The organism is Actinopolymorpha rutila, from assembly GCF_013407855.1.
In the GTDB taxonomy this organism is placed as follows: Bacteria; Actinomycetota; Actinomycetes; order Propionibacteriales; family Actinopolymorphaceae; genus Actinopolymorpha; species Actinopolymorpha rutila.
The window spans coordinates 4873026-4888959 of record NZ_JACBZH010000001.1 but is presented as its reverse complement, the minus strand read 5'-3'; the positions used below and the strand labels follow the sequence as shown (position 1 = coordinate 4888959).

Annotated in this window: 16 protein-coding genes; 11 read left to right on the top strand and 5 right to left on the bottom strand. The window is 71.5% G+C overall.

Annotation, left to right across the window (positions count from 1 at the left end):
* Positions 1 to 48: 48 nt before the first annotated feature.
* The 3 genes from F4554_RS21805 to sucD all read left to right on the top strand — a co-directional run bounded on the left by F4554_RS21805 (position 49) and on the right by sucD (position 2834).
* Positions 49 to 558 (top strand): cobalamin-dependent protein, encoded by a 510-nt coding sequence (locus tag F4554_RS21805; RefSeq protein WP_179789295.1) that lies wholly within the window; start codon positions 49 to 51, stop codon positions 556 to 558.
* 195 nt (positions 559 to 753) lie between these two features.
* Positions 754 to 1929 (top strand): ADP-forming succinate--CoA ligase subunit beta, encoded by a 1176-nt coding sequence (gene sucC / locus F4554_RS21800; RefSeq protein ID WP_179789294.1) that lies wholly within the window; start codon positions 754 to 756, stop codon positions 1927 to 1929.
* Positions 1930 to 1943: 14 nt separating this feature from the next.
* Positions 1944 to 2834 carry a succinate--CoA ligase subunit alpha gene (sucD, locus tag F4554_RS21795; protein ID WP_179789293.1) on the top strand — a complete coding sequence of 297 codons (891 nt, stop codon included), beginning with the start codon at positions 1944 to 1946 and terminating at the stop codon, positions 2832 to 2834.
* 161 nt (positions 2835 to 2995) lie between these two features.
* On the opposite strand, the gene F4554_RS21790 is transcribed toward sucD, so the two are convergent.
* Positions 2996 to 4042, bottom strand: a complete 1047-nt coding sequence (locus F4554_RS21790; protein WP_179789292.1) for a hypothetical protein — start codon at positions 4040 to 4042, stop codon at positions 2996 to 2998.
* Positions 4032 to 4553, bottom strand: coding sequence for a SigE family RNA polymerase sigma factor (locus tag F4554_RS21785; RefSeq protein ID WP_179789291.1), 522 nt, complete (start codon positions 4551 to 4553; stop codon positions 4032 to 4034). The genes F4554_RS21790 and F4554_RS21785 overlap by 11 nt, the downstream gene beginning before the upstream one ends.
* Positions 4554 to 4831: 278 nt before the next feature.
* On the opposite strand from F4554_RS21785, the gene F4554_RS21780 reads away from it, so the two are divergent.
* A complete protein-coding gene (locus F4554_RS21780; protein WP_179789290.1) occupies positions 4832 to 6097 on the top strand; it encodes a cell division protein PerM in 1266 nt (421 codons plus the stop codon).
* A gap of 29 nt (positions 6098 to 6126) precedes the next feature.
* On the opposite strand, the gene F4554_RS31580 is transcribed toward F4554_RS21780, so the two are convergent.
* Positions 6127 to 7017 carry a DUF456 domain-containing protein gene (locus F4554_RS31580; RefSeq protein ID WP_202889410.1) on the bottom strand — a complete coding sequence of 297 codons (891 nt, stop codon included), beginning with the start codon at positions 7015 to 7017 and terminating at the stop codon, positions 6127 to 6129.
* 136 nt (positions 7018 to 7153) lie between these two features.
* Between F4554_RS31580 and purN the strand changes: the two genes are divergently transcribed.
* The 7 genes from purN (at position 7154) to F4554_RS21740 (ending at position 13581) form a co-directional block, all read left to right on the top strand.
* Positions 7154 to 7759 carry a phosphoribosylglycinamide formyltransferase gene (gene purN / locus F4554_RS31575; RefSeq protein ID WP_202890108.1) on the top strand — a complete coding sequence of 202 codons (606 nt, stop codon included), beginning with the start codon at positions 7154 to 7156 and terminating at the stop codon, positions 7757 to 7759.
* Entirely contained in the window at positions 7756 to 9357 is a 1602-nt protein-coding gene (gene purH, locus F4554_RS21765; protein WP_179789288.1) for a bifunctional phosphoribosylaminoimidazolecarboxamide formyltransferase/IMP cyclohydrolase, read from the top strand. Before purN ends, purH begins: the two co-directional genes overlap by 4 nt.
* Before the next feature lie 232 nt (positions 9358 to 9589).
* Positions 9590 to 9835 carry a hypothetical protein gene (locus tag F4554_RS21760; protein WP_179789287.1) on the top strand — a complete coding sequence of 82 codons (246 nt, stop codon included), beginning with the start codon at positions 9590 to 9592 and terminating at the stop codon, positions 9833 to 9835.
* A gap of 158 nt (positions 9836 to 9993) precedes the next feature.
* Positions 9994 to 10614, top strand: coding sequence for an alpha/beta fold hydrolase (locus F4554_RS21755; protein ID WP_202889409.1), 621 nt, complete (start codon positions 9994 to 9996; stop codon positions 10612 to 10614).
* 141 nt (positions 10615 to 10755) lie between these two features.
* Entirely contained in the window at positions 10756 to 11172 is a 417-nt protein-coding gene (locus F4554_RS21750; protein ID WP_179789286.1) for a DUF3017 domain-containing protein, read from the top strand.
* Between the two features lie 147 nt (positions 11173 to 11319).
* Positions 11320 to 12288 carry a malate dehydrogenase gene (locus tag F4554_RS21745; RefSeq protein ID WP_179789285.1) on the top strand — a complete coding sequence of 323 codons (969 nt, stop codon included), beginning with the start codon at positions 11320 to 11322 and terminating at the stop codon, positions 12286 to 12288.
* A gap of 72 nt (positions 12289 to 12360) precedes the next feature.
* Complete coding sequence (locus F4554_RS21740; protein ID WP_179789284.1) at positions 12361 to 13581, top strand: NADP-dependent isocitrate dehydrogenase; 1221 nt, start codon at positions 12361 to 12363, stop codon at positions 13579 to 13581.
* Between the two features lie 198 nt (positions 13582 to 13779).
* On the opposite strand, the gene F4554_RS21735 is transcribed toward F4554_RS21740, so the two are convergent.
* Positions 13780 to 14871 (bottom strand): mandelate racemase/muconate lactonizing enzyme family protein, encoded by a 1092-nt coding sequence (locus F4554_RS21735; protein WP_179789283.1) that lies wholly within the window; start codon positions 14869 to 14871, stop codon positions 13780 to 13782.
* A 161-nt stretch (positions 14872 to 15032) separates the two neighbouring features.
* On the bottom strand, positions 15033 to 15923 hold the full coding sequence (locus tag F4554_RS21730; RefSeq protein ID WP_179789282.1) for an alkaline phosphatase family protein: 891 nt from the start codon (positions 15921 to 15923) through the stop codon (positions 15033 to 15035).
* Between the last annotated feature and the right edge of the window lie 11 nt (positions 15924 to 15934).

The window sequence follows — 15934 nt, the reverse complement described above, 5'->3', positions numbered from 1 at the left end:
GAATGTCGGCGCGGGTTCCGGTCTTCAGTCGAGAGGTGCGTGGGTGACGTGCAGGCAGAACGAGGACGTTCGCCGATCCGGGTGGTCGTCGCCAAGCCCGGACTGGACGGCCACGACCGGGGAGCGAAGGTCGTCGCCCGTGCGTTGCGCGACGCCGGCATGGAGGTCATCTACACCGGCCTGCACCAGACACCGGAACAGATCGTGGAGACCGCGATCCAGGAGGACGCCGACGGGATCGGCCTGTCCGTTCTTTCCGGCGCGCACCTGACGCTGTTCCAGCGGCTGACGGATCTGCTGCGTGAGCGGGAAGCCGACGACATCGTCGTGTTCGGCGGGGGGATCATTCCCGAGGCCGACATCGCCACGCTGGCGCGGATGGGAGTGGCCCGCGTCTTCACCCCCGGCGCGTCGACCCAGGAGATCGTGGGCTGGGTCAGCGCCAACCTCGGCGAGCAGGCCGAAGGCCCGGAGGCGTCCGTCGCGCAGACCGCGCACACCGCACGAGCCGCGCAGACCGGGGACAACGTGGAGGGCACGGAGGCGTCACCGGCCTGAGCGTCCCTTCTGGTTCGCGGTCCGGTTCGCGGCCTTGTTCGCAGGTCAGCGCGCGCCCGCACGGGCGATCGGTCACCTCTTGTGACCGTGCGCCCCGCTCGCGGTGCGGCGAGGCGGCGGCGTTAGGCTCGCGGCCGGGCCTTCGTACGGCCCGCCAGCCAAGGCGTATGCGAACCGACCAGGAAGAGCGCGCTCGTGGACCTGATGGAATTCCAGGCGAAGGAACTCTTCGCCAAGCATGGCGTACCCGTCACACTCGGACGGGTCGTCGAGACACCCGGCGACGCCCGGCCGGCCGCCGAGGAACTCGGCGGGCGGGTCGTCGTCAAGGCCCAGGTGATGACCGGGGGCCGGGGCAAGGCCGGCGGGGTCAAGCTCGCCGCCGACCCCGACGAGGCGGTGACCCAGGCCGAGGCGATCCTCGGGATGGACATCAAGGGCCACGTGGTCCGCCGCGTCCTGGTGGCGCCGGCGGCGGCGATCGCCGACGAGTACTACTTCTCGTTCCTCGTCGACCGCTCCAACCGTTCCTACCTCTGCATCGCCAGCGCCGAGGGTGGGGTGGAGATCGAGGAGGTCGCCCACACCAACCCCGACGCAGTGGCCAAGGTCGCGATCGACCCGGTGGCCGGTGTCGACGAGGCGAAGGCCCGCGAGATCGTCACCGCGGCCAACTTCCCCGCGGACGTCGCCGAGGCGGCCGTCCCCGCGATTCTCGCGCTGTGGAAGACCTTCGTCGCCGAGGACGCCACGCTCGTGGAGGTCAACCCGCTGGTGAAGCTGGCCGACGGGACGATCGAGGCGCTCGACGGCAAGGTCACCCTGGACGCCAACGCCGCGTTCCGGCACGAGGACCACGCCGCGTTCGAGGACAAGGCGGCCACCGACCCGCTGGAGCAGCGGGCCAAGGACAAGCACCTCAACTACGTGAAGCTGCAGGGCCAGGTCGGCATCATCGGCAACGGCGCGGGCCTGGTGATGAGCACCCTCGACGTGGTGGCCTACGCCGGTGAGGAGTTCGGCGGCGTGCGGCCGGCCAACTTCCTCGACATCGGCGGCGGCGCGTCCGCCGAGGTGATGGCCAACGGGCTGGAGATCGTCCTGTCCGACCCCGAGGTGAATGCCGTCTTCGTCAACGTCTTCGGCGGGATCACCGCCTGCGACGCGGTGGCCAACGGCATCGTCGCGGCGTTCAAGCTGCTCGCGGACCGGGGCGAGGCGGTCTCCAAGCCGCTCGTCGTCCGCCTCGACGGCAACAACGCCGAGCTCGGCCGGCAGATCCTCGCCGACGCCGCGCTGAACGGCGTCGAGCAGGTCGACACGATGGATGGCGCCGCGCGTCGCGCGGCCGAACTGGCCGCGGCGCGGTAAGGAGACTTCACACCATGGCGATCTTCCTCACCGAGAACAGCAAGGTCATCGTTCAGGGGATGACCGGCTCCGAGGGCAGCATCCACACCCGCAAGATGGTTCGGGCCGGCACCAACATCGTCGGGGGCACCAACCCGCGTAAGGCCGGCCAGAAGGTCGAGGTCGAGGGGCGTTCGCTCCCGATCTTCGCCACCGTCGAGGAGGCGATGGAGCAGACCGGCGCCGACGTCAGTGTGGCGTTCGTCCCGCCGGCGTTCACCAAGGCGGCGGTCAACGAGGCCGTCGACGCGGAGATCCCGCTGGTCGTGGTGATCACCGAGGGCGTGCCGGTGCACGACACCGCGGACTTCTTCACCCGGGCGCAGGCCAAGGGCGGGCGCACCCGCATCGTCGGGCCGAACTGCCCGGGCGTCGCCTCGCCGGGCAAGTCCTACGCCGGCATCATCCCGGCCGACATCACCGGTCCGGGCCGGATCGGGCTGGTCTCCAAGTCGGGCACGCTGACCTACCAGATGATGTACGAGCTGCGCGACATCGGTTTCTCCACCGCGGTCGGCATCGGCGGTGACCCGATCATCGGCACGACCCACATCGACGCCCTGGCGGCGTTCGAGGCCGACCCGGAGACCGAGGTCATCGTGATGATCGGCGAGATCGGCGGTGACGCGGAGGAGCGGGCCGCGGAGTTCATCAAGGCCAACGTCACCAAGCCGGTCGTCGGCTACGTCGCCGGCTTCACCGCGCCCGAGGGCAAGACGATGGGCCACGCCGGCGCGATCGTGTCCGGCTCGTCCGGCACCGCGCAGGCCAAGCAGGAGGCGCTGGAGGCCTGCGGTGTGCGGGTCGGCCGCACTCCCAGCGAGACCGCCCGGCTGGTTCGCGAGGTCGTCGAGGGCCGCGGCTAGTCCGGCCGCGCCCGCGCCGACCTCAGGTCGAACGCGAGGGCGCGACCCACAGGCGAGAAGACGACGAGGCGGGTCCCTGGCCAAGGGACCCGCCTCGTCGTCGTGTCGGTGCGGGCGGTTCGCCTCGTCGGCGCCCTGTCGGAGTCCGGCCCCGTCGGCGTTCAGCTGCCGCCGCTGGTCGCCAGCCGGTCGGCGGTCGCCGTGAGGGTCGTGGCCATCGGGTCGGTGCTGTAGTTGAGGTCCAGGCCGTCTTCACGCCAGACGACCACGGACAGCTGGGCGTTGGAACGAACCAGTCCGACGACCTCGATCCGGCCGGTTCCGTCGCCGTTGTCGTGGCCGAACCACCACCAGGCGGCCTGGTCTCCGGCGTCGGCGCTGGTCGGGCCGTGCACCTGCCCCCAGGCACAGTCGGCCAACCAGCCGCGGAACGTGTCGTAGGCCGACCCTGCTTCCGCGCCGGTCCCGAACCGGCCGACCACGTTGGCACCGATGACGGTGCCCTCGGTGCCCCAGGCGAAGTCGCGGCGCACGCTCTGCACGGCGCCGAGCCCGGCGAGGCTGCCGGACTGGCAGTGCGACGCAGCCGAACCCTCGGCCTCACTGGTGCCGGCGTCCGCCCAGCCGGCCCCGGAGTCGTCGACCTTCGGCATCTCCGCCGCGCTCAGCAGCGCGTCGGCGGTCAGCGGGGGAGCCGACGGGGCCGGCGGAGCGGTCGTCGGAGTGGGTTCGGGACTCACCGGCGGAGCGGCCGTGCCGGTGGAGGAGGCCGTGGGAACCGACGGAGGGGGAGTCGAGGACCTGGTGATGGTTACGTGCCGCCGCCGCTCGGCCGGGGCGTGGGGCGGCTTCGGCCGGGCGTAACGGGACGCCGCGCCGCTGGCACGGAGCCGGGCCGGCGGGGGTTCGGGGGCGATGCGCAGGGCGGTGCCGAGGATGCCCGTGGGCGTCGGTCGTGGCATCCCGGGCAAGGTGGCCGGTGGGTCGCTGACCCGGATGGGGGTCTCGCTGGGTATGCCGGCGATCACGCTGTAGCCGAGCAGGCCGACGCCCGCGACGACGGCGATGCCGGTGCTCGCGGCGCGCTGGACGTGCCGCCGGACACCGCGTCGGCGCAGCTGGTCGGCTTCCGCCCACTCGACGACGTCGATGTCGGAGCGCAACCTGGAAAGACTGTCGTCGACCCGGCGGTCTGAGTCAGCGGGCATGCTCGGTCTCCTCAGTCGCACTGTCGGCTCGGGGATCGCTCTCGCGCAGGAGCGCGGCGAGCGCGGCGCGGCCTCGGGACAGCCTGGCCTTGACGGTGCCGCTCGGAACACTCATCTCCCGGGCCACCTCCTCGACCGACATCCCGACCAGGTGGTGGAGCACGATCGTGCGTCGCTGAGCCTCGGGGATCTCCTTGAGGGCGGCGACGAGTGCGACGTTGTCCGGACTGGGTTCAGGTGCGTGCGACGGCGGCCCGTGCCGCGCCATCGCGGCGACGCCGTTCTTGATCTTGCGCCACCTGCTGGCGGCGATCCGCCAGGCGACCGTGCGCAGCCAGGCCTCGGGGTTGGCGTGGCCGGCCACGTCCGTCCAGTGCTGCCAGGCTCGGGCGTACGCCTCTTGGACACAGTCTTGAGCATCGGCCAGGTTTCCGGTCATCGCGTACATCTGGTGGAGGAGTCGTTGCCGAGTGGCGTGGTAGAAGGCGTCGAAGTCGTCGGCTTCCGCCATGAGCCCTCCGCCACTCCCGCCGACTCTCTCCAGATGACACCGCACCCCGGCCGGTGGTTGCAGCGATCGTGTCCTCAGATGGGGAACTTTCTGCCGCGAACCACGGGTGTCAGGACGAACATAGTCAAACCGGTCCCGTTACGGCTTCTCATACCGGCCGATCGAGAAACATCTGTGACTTTTCCGGTGCGAATCCTCCCATGTCGTTTCGGATCTTTTGGTGGCGGTGTGCCCGTGCGGCGTGTCCGAGGCGGCGCGAACCCGGCTCGGCTGGGACGATGTCTGCGATGACCGACCTGCTGGCGCGTTCCGTCGCGCGCGTACCAGGACGCCCACCCGGTGGTGGGCACCCCAGGCCGGCGCCCGTGGGGGCGCTCCTGGCGGCCGGCTGGGCGGTGCTGGCGGGGGCGTTGCCGTGTGCGGCGATCGCCGTCGTGGGCTGGTTCGCCACCACCGGGGGTACGGCGTCGTGGGCCTTCCGGGTCGGTGTCGACGCCTGGCTGTCGGCCCACTGGGTGCCGATCGCCCTGTCCGACGGCCGCTACCACCTCGCTCCCTGGGGTCTGACCGCGTTGCCCGTCCTGTTGCTGTGGCGGGCAGGTGGCTGGGTCGCCCGCACGGCCGAGCTGCGCGGCGGCCGGGATACCTCCCTGGCAGTGGCTTCCCTGGCGGTCGCCTACGGCGCGCTGGTGACGCTCGTGGCCCTGGCCACCCGCGCCGACGAGGCGGCTCCCGACCTTGTTCGGGCGTTCGCTTTCGCCACCCTGCTCGCCGCGGTGGTGGGCGGTGCCGGCACGGTCCGGGAGACCGGGCACGCGAAGTCGTTCTGGGAGCGCCTGCCCGAGGGGGTGCGGGCCGTGCTGTACGGCGGGACCGCCGGCCTGGTCGCCCTGCTGACCTGCGGCACCCTGCTGGTCGCGGTCTCCCTGGTCGTGCACGCCGGCCGGGTCGCCGACCTCACCAGGTCGCTGGCACCTGGCCCGGTCGGTCTGGTGCTGCTGCTCGTGGCGTGCCTGGCGTACCTCCCGAACGCCGCGGTGTTCGGTGCGGCGTACGCCCTCGGCCCGGGTTTCGCGGTCGGTACCGGCACGGTCGTCGCGCCGTCGGGGGTCCTGCTCGGCTCGCTGCCGGCGTTCCCGCTCCTCGGCGCGCTGCCGGTGACCACGACGCCGCCCGGCTGGCTGGCAGCGGTGCTGTTGCTGCCGATCGCGGCGGGCGCGGTGGCCGGGTTGGCCGCCGTACGGCGGTATCCGGAGTACGGCGTGGAGACCGCGGCCACCCGTGCCGGACTGGCCGGAGTGGCCGGCGGGGTTCTCTACACGCTGGTCGCCCTGCTGGCCGGTGGCTCGGTCGGCCCCGGGCGGCTGGCCGACGTCGGGCCGCCCGCGGCCCAGACGGCGCTGATCGCCATCAGCACGCTCGGGATCGCCGGTGCGGTTGCGGTGCTTGCGAGCAGGGCGGCCGCCCGGTGGCACGTGCTCGACCGGCTGCCCGGCCGGCGGCGCGAGGCCGCGACCGAGCAGGACGCGGTCGACGAGGACTGAGTGACCAGGACTGAGAGACGAGGCCTGGGTCAGGACCGCGACGGCGGCGAGAGCCGGTCGAAGATGCTCTTCTCGAACGTCGTCTGGCAGTTCTGCCGGGCGGTCTGGGTGTTGGCGCCGGACACGCACTCCTGGTAGTCCACGATCTCGTTCCAGAACACGGCCCACACCACCGACAGCACGAGGCCGATCGCCACCGCGACCACGCCGAGGACCAGGCCTGGTCCGGCGCCGGGGACCACTCGGTTGGCGCGCCGGCCCTTGCGTCGCCCGGCCACTCCCAGCCCGACCGCGATGCCACCGGCGAAGATGCCGAGCGGGGGAACGAAGATGCTCGCCAGCAGGCCGAAGATGCCGAGCATCAAGGCGATGCGGCCGTAGACGTTCACCTGGCGACGCTGGTCCTCGGACTCGGCCGGTCCGGGTGCGCCGCCGGGTCGTCCGCCCGGACCTCCGGGACTACCAGGACCACCAGGTCCGCCGGGACCACCGCTCCAGCCTCCGGTCGGTCCGCCCCAACCGCCGCCGGGCTGGGAACCGCCCTGGGGAGCACCGCCAGCGGGGCCGCTCCCGCCGTGCCCGCTCCCGCTCGCGCCGCCGCCTGAGCTGTCACGGGTGGGCATGATCCGCGAGTACGGCGAACCAGTGCGCGGCCGGCCGAAGACCCGCTCGGTGTCCGGGGGAGCGACGGTGCCCTCTGGCGGGATGGGGGCAAGTCCGGCGTCGCCGGATTCGTCCGCACCGGTGGCCGTATCCCCCCCGGAGCCCGTATCCGTCCCGGTGCCCGTGCCTCCGCTGCCGCCCTCCGCCGTGCCCTCCGCCGTGCCCGCCGCCGTGCTCGCCGCCCGCACCTTCTCCAGGTGCGTGCCGGTCGGCTCGTCCTCGCGACGGCCCTCGGGGGGATTGTCGGTACTGCTCACAGGGGCTTCTCCCGTCGTTTGCGCGCCTACCGCTATCGTGACGGAACGTCGGACTCGAAGCGAACGTGCCCCGGGTAGGTCGCCGGCGCCGTCCAGTTCGTGCGTCCGCGGCCGACCGATCAGCGAGGAGTTCATCCTGTCCGCCCGCCTCGTCGTCCTGCTCTCCGGTTCGGGCACCCTGTTGCAGGCCCTGCTCGACGCCACCCGCGATCCGGCGTACGGCGCCACGATCGTCGCCGTCGGCGCCGACCGCGACGGGATCGAGGGCCTGGCCCGCGCCGAGCGTGCGGGCATTCCGACGTTCGTCCTGCGGGTCCGTGACCATCCCGCCCGCGCCGACTGGGACGCCGCGCTCACCGCGAAGGTGGCCGCGTTCGAGCCCGACCTGGTGGTGTCGGCCGGCTTCCTCAAGCTGGTCGGCGCGTCGTTCCTGTCGGAGTTCGGCGGGAAGTACGTCAACAGCCACAACTCGCTGCTGCCGGCGTTCCCCGGGATGCACGGGCCGCGCGACGCGCTCGCCTACGGAGTCCGGCTGGCCGGCGCCACGTTGTTCGTCGTCGACGAGGGTGTCGACGCCGGTCCGATCATCGCCCAGGTCGCCGTGCCCGTGCGCGACGACGACACCGAAGAAACGTTGACCGAACGCATCAAGGTCGCCGAGCGCCGCCAGCTCGTCGACGTCGTCGGCTCGATGGTGCGCGAGGGCTACACCGTTCAGGGCAGAAAGGTCACCATCCCGTGAACGACACCACCAGCACCACCGCCGCATCGGCCGCCGCCGAGGAAGGCCGGCGTCCCATCCGCCGCGCGCTGGTCAGCGTCTATGACAAGTCCGGATTGACAGAGCTGGCTCGCGGGCTGGCCGACGCCGGGGTGTCGATCGTGTCCACCGGCTCCACCGCCGCGACCATCGAGGCGGCCGGGATCGAGGTGACCCGCGTGGAGGAGCTGACCGGGTTCCCGGAGTGCCTGGACGGCCGGGTCAAGACGCTGCACCCGCGGGTGCACGCCGGCCTGCTGGCCGACACCCGTAACCCCGACCACGTCCGCCAGCTCGCCGACCTGAACGTCGAGGCGTTCGACCTGCTGGTGTCGAACCTCTATCCGTTCGCGGCGACGGTCGCCTCCGGCGCCGGGCCGGACGAGGTGGTCGAGCAGATCGACATCGGTGGCCCGGCGATGACCCGCGCGGCCGCCAAGAACCACGCCAGCGTCGCGGTGGTCACCTCCCCGCAGCGGTACGCCGACGTCCTGGCCGCGGTCGCCGCCGGGGGCTTCACCCTGGACCAGCGGCAACGGCTCGCCGCCGAGGCGTTCGTGCACACCGCCACCTACGACGTGCAGGTCGCGTCCTGGCTCGGCAACGTCGTGGCACCCACCGACGAGGGCACCGGCTTCCCGGCCTGGTTCGGTGCGACCTGGAACCGCAAGGCGGTGTTGCGGTACGGCGAGAACCCCCACCAGCGCGCCGCGCTCTACTCCTCCGGCTCGACCGCGCCCGGCCTGGCCCAGGCCGAGCAGCTGCACGGCAAGGAGATGTCGTACAACAACTACGTCGACGCAGACGCGGCCCGGCGCGCGGCCTACGACTTCGCGGCCCCCGCGGTGGCGATCATCAAGCACGCCAACCCGTGCGGCATCGCGGTGGCCGCCGACCTGGCCGAGGCGCACTCGAAGGCACACGCGTGTGACCCCGTGTCGGCGTTCGGTGGGGTGATCGCGACCAACCGTCCGGTGACCGAGGCGATGGCCCGGCAGGTCGCGGAGGTGTTCACCGAGGTCGTGGTGGCGCCGGAGTTCGAGCCGGTGGCCCTGGAGATCCTCACCCGGAAGAAGAACATCCGGCTGCTGCGCTGCCCGGCGCCCGCCGGTGCCGGAGTCGAGATCCGCCAGGTCTCCGGTGGTGCGCTGGTGCAGACCGTGGACGCGGTGGACGCTCCCGGCGACGACCTGCTCGGCTGGCGCCTGGTGGCCGGCGACCCGGTCGACGACTCGGTGCTGGCCGACCTGGTGTTCGCGTGGCGGGCGGTGCGTGCGGTCAAGTCCAACGCCATCCTGCTCGCCAGTGGCGAGGCGACCGTGGGTGTCGGCATGGGGCAGGTCAACCGGGTCGACTCCGCCCGGCTCGCGGTGGCGCGGGCGGGCGAGCGGGCGGCCGGGTCGGTGGCCGCCTCGGACGCGTTCTTCCCGTTCGCCGACGGGTTGCAGGTGCTGCTGGACGCCGGGGTGCGCGCGGTGGTGGAGCCGGGTGGCTCGGTCCGCGACGACGAGGTGATCGCGGCGGCCCAGGCGGCCGGGGTGCCGTTGTACTTCACCGGGACGCGCCACTTCTTCCACTGAGTTCCACCGAGTCCCACCGGTTCCACTGAGCCGGTCCCCGTGAGGCGACGGGGACCGGCTCCCTCCCAGGGGGAGGAGGCTCGCCGTCACGGGAGACGGGACCGCCCCCGCCACGCACCGAGCTTCGGTGCCATGACGACATCGGTGGTCCCGGGACGCACGCCGAAGCTGATGGTGGCCCGTAAGGTCGCCGCCTACTTCGCAGCGCTGGCGCACGCTGCTGCTCACCTGGGTGGCCTCGGGCGCGTTGTTCGCGTGGAGTTCGTGGCGCGCGGCGTTCGTGTTCGCTGTGCCGTCGGTGTACGCCGGTCCCGAGTATCCGGTCGTGCAGGCGCTCGGCAACCACCTGGGCGCGCTCGCCGGGCTGGCGATCCTGATCCTCCTGTTGCTCTCCGTCGCCGGCGCCTCACCCAGCCGGTCGGCCGCCGCGGCCGAGCGCCGATCCGGTAGCTCCGCCGACGTCCCCAACCACGCATAGCTCGCGTAGCCCGCGTAGCTCGCCTAGCTCCCATCGCCCCCGTAGTTCACACAGGGTGCAGTGGACCTACGACCCACGCGGGCCGCGTATCCGGGGTATCCGGTGCATCAGCGCCCCGGCGTTGCCGCCGACCGGGTGAGGTCGGCAGAGTGGGGAAGGTGACGACACTGCTGCTGGTTCATGGCGGCCTCTGGGACGACATGAACGCCGAGCGGTTCTGGCGCGAGCCCGGGATCGTCGCCGGCCTCGAGGAGCGGGGGTTCCCCGTGCTCGTGCCCGACCGCCTCCCACGGGCGCGCTCCTGGCTTGCCGAGGTCGAGCACCTGGTGCCGCTGCTGCCGCCGGGCCCGGTCTGCGTGGTGGCCGGGTCGAACGGCTGCTCGGTGGCCGTCCGGTTGGCGCTGACCTGTCCGGACCGAGTGGACCGGCTGGTCCTGGCCTGGCCCGCGACGGTCGGCGAGGCCGTGGTGGACGTACGCACCCGCCGGGAGCTGACCGAACTCGGCGCGTCGCCCCGGATCGCCAAGGACCTGCTCTCCGGCGAGGTCCTGCGCGGGGTCACCGAGGGTGAGCTCAGCGGGATGAAGGTGCCGGTCGGGGTGCTCCCGTCCGTACCGGAGAACCCCGTCCACCGTCGCCGTACGTCCGTGGCCCTGTGCTCGCTCCTGCCGCACCCGTCGGAGCTGCCCGGTACGCCGGAGCCTGTACGCCGGGACTTCCGGCCGTACCTCGGCTCGTTCCTCACCAGCGTCGCCTCCTTCGTCTCCGAGGTGCCCTGACGAGGTGCCCTGACCCTCACGGAGCCGCCCCGCGTTCCGCGGCGTTCGGGCCACGCCGGGCGGTTGCGAGCAGCCGTCGCAGCCGGGGCGAGTAGCCTGCCGTTCTGCGAGGAATCCCAGCGGAGTCCCAGGAGGGCGGTCATGGTCGACCAGCCAGGCGAGGAAGCGGCCCGGCCGGCAGCCCAGGCATCCCAGGTGTCCCCTGTCCCGGCCGCCGGGGGAACGCCCGCCGACAGGCAGGCGTTCTGGAAGCGTTGGGGTCGACCACGGGGCCGCCCACTTCCGCCGATTCGTCCCTGGCCGCGCCGGCAGTGGCCGCTGCTGGTGGTTCTCGCCGGCGTGGTCGCCTCCCTGGTGGTCGTGGTGGTGGTCGACTTCCGGCCCGGTACGGCACTGTTCGCCTGCTCGGTCCTGTTGGCGGCGGTGTTCCGGTTGGTGCTGACCACCAGGCGAGCCGGCCTGCTGGTGCTGCGGAGCCGGATGACCGACGTGGTGACGCTCGCGATCATGGGAGGTGCGGCTTTGGTGCTGGCGCTGGCCGTGCCGGACATCCGATGACTCCCGAATGACCCCGAACAGCCGTGGGGACGGTTGCTCGGTTAGGCTTCGAGAAGTATCTCGACGCCAAGACAATTCCCGAGAACGCCGAGAACGCTGAGTCCGAGCGCCGCACATCCGGGCGGCATTTCCAGGAGGCGAGCACACATGGCGCGTAACGGCAAGGTCGCTGTCGTCGGTGCGGGTTTCTACGGGTCGACGACCGCGCAGCGACTCGCCGAGTACGACATCTTCGACGAGGTCGTCCTCACCGACATTCTCGAAGGCCGGCCCGAGGGGCTGGCGCTCGACATCAACCAGTCCCGCGCGGTCGAGGGCTTCGAGACCAAGGTGACCGGCCAGACGACGGGCCGTAACGGCGAGGGCTACGAGGCGATCGCCGGCTCCGACATCGTGATCATCACCGCCGGACTGCCGCGCAAGCCCGGCATGAGCCGGATGGACCTGATCGAGACCAATGCCAAGATCGTCCGGCAGGTCGCCGAGAGCGTCGCCAAGCACGCGCCCAACGCGGTGGTCGTCGTGGTGTCCAACCCGCTGGACGAGATGACGGCGCTGGCCCAGCTGGCCACGCAGTTCCCGCGTAACCGCGTGCTCGGCCAGGCCGGCATGCTCGACACCGCGCGGTTCACCAACAGCGTGGCGGAGAAGCTCGGCGTCCCGGTGGGCGCCGTCACCACGCTGACCCTCGGCTCGCACGGCGAGACGATGGTGCCGGTCCCGAGCAAGTGCACCGTCGAGGTCGACGGCTCCACCAGGCCGCTGACCGAGCTGCTGTCCGCCGAGGACATCGAGGCGCTCGTGAAGCGCACCCGCAACGGCGGGGCGGAGGTCGTCGGCCTGCTCAAGACCGGCTCGGCCTACTTCGCACCCTCGGCCGCGGCGGCCCGGATGGCCAAGGCGATCGCGGAGGACTCCGGAGCTGTCATGCCAGTGTGCGCGTGGGTCGACGGTGAGTACGGCATCGACGGCGTCTACCTCGGCGTCCTCGCCGAGCTCGGCAGGACCGGCGTACGCAAGGTCGTCGAGACCGATCTCACCGACAGCGAGCTGGCCGCGCTGAAGGAGGCGGCGGAAGCCGTCCGCAGCAAGCAGTCCGACGTCCAGAACCTCTAACCCCACCCTTGACGTGGGTGGCCGGCGGGGTTGCCCCCACCCCGATCCACGTCCTGGCCGGAGGAGCCCCCTTTGTCAAAGATCAGCGTGAAGAACCCGATCGTCGAGCTTGACGGCGACGAGATGACCCGGGTCATCTGGAAGGACATCAAGGAGCAGCTGTTGCTGCCCTATGTCGACCTCCAGCTCGACTACTACGACCTCGGCATCGAGCACCGCGACGCCACCGACGACCAGGTGACGATCGACGCCGCGAACGCGATCAAGCAGCACGGCGTGGGCGTCAAGTGCGCCACGATCACCCCGGACGAGGCGCGGGTCGAGGAGTTCGGCCTGAAGAAGATGTGGCGTTCGCCGAACGGCACGATCCGCAACATCCTCGGCGGCGTGGTCTTCCGCGAGCCGATCATCATCGACAACGTTCCCCGCCTGGTGCCGGGCTGGACCAAGCCGATCATCATCGGCCGGCACGCCCACGGCGACCAGTACAAGGCCACCGACTTCGTGGTGCCGGGTCCGGGCAAGCTCACCGTGACCTACACCCCGACCGACGGCAGCCAGCCGATGGAGTTCGAGGTCGCGGAGTACCCCGGCGGCGGCGTCGCGATGGCGATGTACAACTACGACGACTCCATCCGCGACTTCGCCCGGGCCTCGTTGAACTACGGCCTGCAGCGCGGCTACCCGGTCTACCTCTCCACGAAGAACACCATCCTCAAGGCCTACGACGGCCGTTTCAAGGACCTGTTCGCCGAGGTCTTCGAGACGGAGTTCAAGGGCAAGTTCGAAGAGGCCGGCATCACCTACGAGCACCGGCTGATCGACGACATGGTGGCGCAGGCCCTGAAGTGGGAGGGCGGCTTCGTCTGGGCGGCCAAGAACTACGACGGTGACGTGCAGTCCGACACCGTCGCGCAGGGCTTCGGCTCGCTCGGCCTGATGACCAGCGTGCTGATGACGCCGGACGGTCGGACGGTCGAGGCCGAGGCGGCGCACGGCACGGTGACGCGGCACTTCCGGCAGTGGCAGAAGGGCCAGAAGACGTCGACGAACCCGATCGCGTCGATCTTCGCCTGGACCCGGGGCCTGGCCCACCGCGGCAAGCTGGACGGCACGCCGGAGGTGACGGAGTTCGCGAAGACGCTGGAGCAGGCCTGCGTGGAGACCGTCGAGGCCGGCAAGATGACCAAGGACCTCGCGCTGCTGGTCGGTGACGACACCGAGTGGCTCAGCACCGACGACTTCCTGGCCGCGCTGGCCGAGACGCTGTCGGCCAAGGTGGCCAAGCAGTAGGGCTCATCTTCGCCAGGTCGTACGCACGTTCGTCGCCCACCTGGGCCGGTTCGCTCCGGCCGGGTGGGCGACGTCGTCTCCTGGGTCGCCTCGTGGGCCGTCTTGTCGTACGGCGACATCGAGTCCGCCGCCGTGTGGTTGCGTGGGCTGATCGACAAGCAGTGACCGCGGTGCCGCTCGCTCAGGTGTCGCGAAACCTTAGCTGCTCGACTCTTCGCGGTGCGCGTCGCGGAGGAACTCCGGCGTGATCTCCACGCCCCAGCCCGGCGCGTCCGACACCTTGACGCCACCGTTCTCCAAGCGGAGTGCGGGTTCGTAGACGCCGCGCGTCCACGGTGTGTCCTCGATGCCCCACTCGTGGAACTGGTGACAAGCCGGCATTGACGCGGCGAGGTGAAGCGTGAACACCTGCAGCATCGAGGTGTTCGAGCAGTGCGGCGTACACGGAATCCCCGCGTCCTCGGCCATCCGGGCCACCCGGCGGGCACGGGCGACGCCGCCGATGTAACCGATGTCGGGCTGCACGATGTCGACCGCGTGCGACTCGATCATCCGCCGGAACTGCCCCAGCGAGTTGTCCTGCTCACCGCCGGCCACCGGGATGTCGAGTGCCGCGGCGACCTGCGCGGTGTTCTCCAGCAGGGGATACGGGCAGGGCTCCTCGAAGTGGCCGTATCCGTTGTCCTCCAGGATCCGGCCGACCCGGATCGCGCGGGACACCGAGAACCCGCTGTTGGCGTCGGCGTGAATGGTGAAGTCGTCGCCCATGGCCGCACGGATGTGGGGGATGAGCTTCTCGGTCCGGCCGGGCGAGGCGTCCCGGTCCGCGCCCATCACGTCGCCGACCCGGACCTTGGCGGCGGCGAAGCCGTACTCCTCGCGCAGCGCGGCCAGCCGCTCGGCCTCGGCCTCGGGCGTGATCGACCGGCTCATGCTGGACGCGTACATCGGTACGAAGTCGCGCACCTGGCCGCCGAGCAGCTTGTACACCGGCTGGCCGGTCACCTTGCCGAGCAGGTCCCACAGCGCGGTGTCGATGCCGCAGAGCGCGCGGTACAGGAACGTCGAAGGGAACTTGTACTCCTTGCGCAGGCAGCGCTCCACCAGCGCCTCGAGGTCCCACGGGTCCTGGCCGAGGAAGTGCGGCGCGGCCATTTCGTGCAGCAGGCGTACGGACAGACCCGGCCGGAACGGTGACGTCTGCCCGATGCCCTCCGCTCCGTCGTCGGTACGGATGCGGACGATCGCGATCTGGTCGGCCAGGAACGTCTCGATGGTCTCGATCCTCATCGGGCCATTCGAGCCGACGAGGGCGGTCACGCGGAAGTCACTCGTCCCGGTCCGGACGGCCGACCTCGGCGGCACCGGCGGCCGGCGCCGTCCCGCTGTTGTTCCGCCGCGTGGCATTCTTCCGTGGAAGAATCACCGCCCAGGCTTCGCGCCGGGCGTACTCAGGCGGGTTGGACGTCGACGTCGAACGGCCGGCCGGACAGACCCCACGACGGATCGAGGTCGATGCCCAGCGCGGTCAGCACGTGCGGGTGGATGTCGGCGTGCGCGAGCCCCTCCGGTGGTGCGGCCGGGACCGTGGGGCCGGACGCGGCGATCCAGGCGGTCCGTTCCTCGGCGGAGTCGCCGCCGTGACCACCCTCGTCACGGTGCCCGTGGTCGGTCACCACGACGACCGTCCACTCCTCGGCCGCGGCCGCGGCCGTGGCCCGGGCCCGGATCGCGGCGAGGATCCGGCCCATCCGGGCGTCGGTGGCCTCGATCGCGTGGACGTACTCCGGGCCGACGCCGAGTTCGTGGGCGACCGCGTCCGGCCCGACGAAGTAGACGAACGCCGCGTGCACGTCCTGGGAGCCGAGCACCTCGACCGCGTCGTCGGCGAGCTCGTCCTCGCACTGCTCCCAGGTCGCCAGGCCGTGGTGTTCGGTGCCGCCGGGCGGGATCAGCCGGCCGCCGGGGAAGACCGGGCCGCCGTGGTCCGTACTCACCAGCGGCGGCCAGTCGGCGAGCGCGAACGTGCGCGCTCCCGGGCGGGCGTGTTCGACCCGGGTCAGGAAGTTCGGATGGGCGGCCAGGCGGTTGCCGTGGAGGTTGTTGTCGAAGATCCGGTGCACCGGTGGGAGGACGCCGGTCGCCACCGTCGCCCACACGGGCCCGGAGATGGTGGGTCCACTGGGATCCACCTGGATCGGGGCGAGGAAACCGTCGGCCGCGATGGCGTCCAGGTGTGGCGTGTGGGCGCGCCGCAGGACGTCGAAGCGGACGCCGTCCATCCCGAAGACGACGGCGCGGCGAGCGGAGGAGCTGGCGGAGGGACTCGGCGTGTCCGGCATGGTCTGCTCCT